Source organism: Pseudomonas sp. GM78, assembly GCF_000282475.1.
Taxonomy (GTDB): domain Bacteria; phylum Pseudomonadota; class Gammaproteobacteria; order Pseudomonadales; family Pseudomonadaceae; genus Aquipseudomonas.
In genome coordinates, this window is the sequence record NZ_AKJF01000041.1 from 1 (window position 1) to 4,298 (window position 4,298).

Genomic DNA, 4,298 nt, shown 5'->3' on the forward strand with positions numbered 1-4,298 from the left:
GGCGCCCGCCGCTACCGCGCTCGCCGCCCCGCGCGGGGCCATCTCGGCTTCAATCCGTTGGCTGGCGCGCTTGGCCACCGGCGCCATGGCGGTGTCGGTCGAGCCCACGCCCTTGTCGCCACCGGCCTTGTGGACCTTGTCGACCAGCGCGGCGTAAGCCGGCAGCGCGGTCAGCTGCTCAGTGTGTACCACCTGGTACAGCGAGGCGTCCCGGGCGGGCGGTGGCCCGAGGGCAATCGCGGGAATTTTCCGGATGCGGCCATTGAGCTGGGCCATCGGTATGCCATGGCGCTGGGAAATCTTCTGCAGTTCCTCCTTGAGGATATCCAGGTAGAACGCCGCGGCCAGGGTGAGGATCGCATCGGGGTCAACCTCCAGTGCCGCCGGAGCCAGTACTTTTTCCTGGTACTTCTCCAGCAAATACGCTGCCAGGCGTTTTTCCGAGGCATTTTGCTCCTCTTTGGAACTGCTGATGGCGTACCAACTGACTTTCACGGACAGCCATTCCTGGGTCCAGTAGCTGCTGAACCAGGGAATGAAGTTTTCTTCGGTCAGCTGGTAAACCCGCGTGCGCCAGTAATCCATGGCGCCGCGCGAGTAGATTTTTGCCTGTTCGGTGGCCGATTGCGAGGCATCGACAATTTCCCGGTCCACTTGTTGCCAGGTGCTCGGAGAAACCATGATCTGCGGCACTTCCACCGGAGCAGGCGGAGCCGTGACGCATCCCGCCAACACCACCAGCACGGCGACGATCAGCGAACGCAGCTTCAAGATTGCGCTTTCCTGAAATGTGCACCGAGCGGCATGTCCGGCGCTTTAAGGCCCCTGGTTTGAGTATAGGTCGCGGCGGTTACTCGCCCGGAACCGACCATCACTCCCATCGATATTCACCATCGCCACGAATGCCTTCCGCCCACCGACCGTCAGCGTAGGATCAACTTCAACCCAACACCCAACCCTGTAGCGGAGGGTCGAACCATGCTGATCCATCTCCTGACCTGCCTGGCCCTGACGGCCTTCACGTTAAGCGTATTCGGCTGGTTCGTCCTTTCCGAGGAGCACGCGTCATGATCACCAACGTCACCCTGGCCGTGAGCTTCCCGGTGTTCGGCAACAACTACTACTCGCAGCAATTCGAGTCTCGTAAAGTATTGACCCTGATGTTCGACGAAAAATTCGAGGCGCTGCTGATTCCGGCAGCCGGTCATCACTTCAGCAACGAAGTGGTCGGGCTCAACGATCAGTTCCGCTTTCTCAACGATGTGCTGGCTGAGCATTTGCTGGCGACCGAGTTCGCCGCCAGTGCCCGTCGCAATCACTTCTGAGCAAATGCTTATTGCGCACAAACTTCCCTCAGGCATCCGCGCAACCATCGATGCACTGGATCGGCATCCAGTCGAGGATGCCAAAGCATCGCCACGGTAATTTCCGGCAGCGACAGCGGCAGCGCAAAGCTGTGCATGCCAGAGCGCAGATTGGCGGTATGGCGCTCGGGCACACTGGCAATCAGATCGCAGGATCGGGCAAGCGCCAGCGCGGTCGAGAAACCGGCGACCATGGTCGTGATGTGCCGCTGCAGACCGAGCGACTCCAGGGCTTCATCGATCATCCCCTTCTCCACTCCTCGCCGTGACACGCTGATGTGACTGTGCGCGGCAAAACGCGTGGGCGACATCTCACCCTCGCACAACGGATGCCCCGCGCGTACCACGCCGATGAAGCGATCACGGAACAACCCCTGGGTACGCAGCTCCGGGCCTGCGGCCTGGCCCACCACACCGGTTTCCAGATCGACCGTGCCGTCGCGCAAGGCAGTGCTGTCCTTGTCGGTCTTGTGCACGAAGCGCAGGCGGATGCCCGGTGCCTGGTCGGCGACGCGGGCGATCAGCGCGGCGCCGAAGTTTTCGACAAAGCCTTCACTGGTGCGCAAGGTGAATGTGCGCAACACGTGCATGAGTTCGGGTTGCTCGGCCGGGCGCAGTACCGCCTGTGCCTCCTGCACCAATTGACCGACTCGTTCACGCAACGCCAGGGCGCGCGGTGTAGGCACCAGGCCGCGGCCAGCCCTGACCAGCAGAGGATCGCCGGTGGTTTCGCGCAAGCGCGCCAGTGCCCTGCTCATCGCCGATGGACTCAGGCGCAGGCGTTTGGCGGCGCGGGCGACACTGCCTTCGGCCAGCAAGGCATCGAGGGTGATCAGCAGGTTGAGATCGAGTGTGGACATGCGTGACTCTCAGGGACGGCTTATATGGCGTTGTATGCACGTATTAAGTGCAACCCATGCGCCTTCCGCCATAGTAGGTCCCGGCGTAGATTTCTGATAGCTCCAATCGGGAGTGGCCAGGTAAGAGGCACGACATGAATGACGGTTCTGCAGTCGCCGCAGTTGCTCAACGGACGCCATCGGTAAAAGGGGCGCTGGCCAGCCTGTCGTTGGCGATGTTGTTGTCATCGCTGGGCACCAGCATTGCCAACGTCGGCTTGCCATCCCTGACCCAGGCGTTCAGCGCGTCCTTTCAACAGGTGCAGTGGGTCGTTATCGCCTACCTGCTGGCCATTACCACCTTGATCGTCAGTGTCGGTCGACTCGGTGACCTTGTCGGCCGGCGTCGCCTGCTGCTGTGGGGCATTGCCCTGTTCACATTGGCGTCGGCCTTGTGCGGCCTGGCACCCAATCTGGGCCTGCTGATCGCTGCCAGGGCACTGCAAGGCCTGGGCGCGGCGGTCATGATGACGTTGACCATCGCGTTTGTCGGCGAGACGGTGGCCAAGGGCAAGACCGGTGGCGCCATGGGCCTGCTGGGAACCATGTCGGCCATTGGCACCGCGATGGGCCCGGCGCTCGGAGGTGTGCTGATCGGCGGATTTGGCTGGCGCTCGATGTTCCTCGTCTGCGTGCCCCTGGGTCTGTCGACATGGCTGCTCGCACAACGTTACTTGCCCGAGGATCGCCCCGCGACAACCGGGCGTACGAGTTTCGATTCGCTGGGCACGCTGTTTCGCGATACGAGACTCAGTGGCAGCCTCGCCATGAGCCTGCTGGTGACGAGCGTGATGATGGCCACGCTGCTGGTCGGGCCGTTCTACCTCTCGCAGACCCTGGGATTGACGGCTGTCCAGATCGGCCTGGTGTTGTCGGTCGGGCCGCTGGTCGCCGCGCTGACCGGTGTGCCCGCCGGGCGCATCGTCGATCGTTGCGGCGCCCCTGGTATGACTCTCGCCGGGCTTGTGGGCATGACGTTCGGCTGCTTGATGTTGTCGGTCGTGCCCGAGACGTTCGGCGTCGGCGGCTACCTCGCCCCCATGGTCGTCGTCACCCTGGGCTACGCGGTGTTCCAGACCGCCAACAACACCGCCGTCATGCTCGACGTGCCGGCCGATCAACGGGGTGTAGTGTCCGGCCTGCTCAACCTGTCGCGCAATCTGGGCCTGGTCACCGGGGCTTCGGCGTTGGGCGCCGTGTTCGCCCTGGCCTCAAAGTCGGTCGATATTGGCACCGCGCACCCGCAGGCCATTGCCAGCGGCCTGCGCACCACCTTTGTGGTGGCGTTGGGGCTGATCGTCGTCGCCTGCCTGATCGCGTGGCGCAGGCAGGCTGACGCGCGGTAGAAGCGTTTACTGCTCCAGTTTCACCAGCGGCGTGTCTTTCTTGACGATGTAGGTCGCCAGTTCCGACGCCTTGCCCTGGCCGACGTTCTTCGCCACATGGGCGGTGCCGGCCGGGATGTACAGGGAGTCGCCGGCCTTGAGGGTGATGGGCGGTTGCCCTTCGAGTTGGTATTCGAAGGTGCCGTCGATGACATAGGCCACTTCTACCCCGGGGTGCGAGTGTTTCGGCGACACCACGCCCGGATCGAAATCAACGCGCACCTGGATGACTTCACGCCCGGCGACATCCAGGTCATGGCGCACCAGGTCTGTGCGCTTGAGACCGGCCTGCCAGTTTTTCGCTGGCGCCTGGCCCGCCTCCTGGGCCTGGGCAAGGCCGGTAAAAGCAGTCAGTGTCGCAGTGACGAGGGCAACGCCGAGCAGGCCTGCCGCGTAGCGGGTGGGGGTTCGGGACATGGTGGTTCTCCAGTGTGCGCAAGGTAAAAGCCGTTAGGCGGCGGTTGCATTACGCGCTCGTCGTGTAACCCCTTCGTGTCCTGTCACCCCGGTTTTTGTATGCGACTGTAGTTTTGTGGACGGCGGATACGTTGCGATACGCACTCATCCCGAGCGCCTTGCGGATGATCGGGATGAATGCGTCGATCTGCCCCTTTACTCAGAAGCATCAATCCAGATCGTCTTGATCTCGG

5 protein-coding genes are annotated in these 4,298 nt (G+C 62.8%); 2 read left to right on the forward strand and 3 right to left on the reverse strand.

The window, feature by feature from the left end:
* Positions 1–771, reverse strand: a 771-nt coding sequence (locus PMI35_RS27175) for a hypothetical protein (protein WP_008055724.1), incomplete at its 3' end; no start/stop codon positions are given.
* Between the two features lie 296 nt (positions 772–1,067).
* Here PMI35_RS27175 and PMI35_RS27170 point away from each other — a divergent pair.
* Entirely contained in the window at positions 1,068–1,325 is a 258-nt protein-coding gene (locus PMI35_RS27170; RefSeq protein WP_008055726.1) for a hypothetical protein, read from the forward strand.
* A gap of 8 nt (positions 1,326–1,333) precedes the next feature.
* Here the strand turns inward: PMI35_RS27170 and PMI35_RS27165 are convergent, their stop codons facing one another.
* Complete coding sequence (locus tag PMI35_RS27165) at positions 1,334–2,224, reverse strand: LysR family transcriptional regulator (RefSeq protein ID WP_008055727.1); 891 nt, start codon at positions 2,222–2,224, stop codon at positions 1,334–1,336.
* A gap of 134 nt (positions 2,225–2,358) precedes the next feature.
* On the opposite strand from PMI35_RS27165, the gene PMI35_RS27160 reads away from it, so the two are divergent.
* A complete protein-coding gene (locus tag PMI35_RS27160; protein ID WP_008055731.1) occupies positions 2,359–3,609 on the forward strand; it encodes an MFS transporter in 1,251 nt (416 codons plus the stop codon).
* 6 nt (positions 3,610–3,615) lie between these two features.
* On the opposite strand, the gene PMI35_RS27155 is transcribed toward PMI35_RS27160, so the two are convergent.
* Positions 3,616–4,065 (reverse strand): cupin domain-containing protein, encoded by a 450-nt coding sequence (locus PMI35_RS27155; protein ID WP_008055732.1) that lies wholly within the window; start codon positions 4,063–4,065, stop codon positions 3,616–3,618.
* Positions 4,066–4,298 lie beyond the last annotated feature (233 nt).

Excerpts from the sequence above, each read along its gene's own strand:
- PMI35_RS27170 (WP_008055726.1), top strand. The coding sequence starts at position 1,068 with ATGATCACCAACGTCACCCTGGCCGTGAGCTTCCCGGTGTTCGGCAAC.
- PMI35_RS27165 (WP_008055727.1), bottom strand. The coding sequence starts at position 2,224 with ATGTCCACACTCGATCTCAACCTGCTGATCACCCTCGATGCCTTGCTG.
- PMI35_RS27160 (WP_008055731.1), top strand. The coding sequence starts at position 2,359 with ATGAATGACGGTTCTGCAGTCGCCGCAGTTGCTCAACGGACGCCATCG.
- PMI35_RS27155 (WP_008055732.1), bottom strand. The coding sequence starts at position 4,065 with ATGTCCCGAACCCCCACCCGCTACGCGGCAGGCCTGCTCGGCGTTGCC.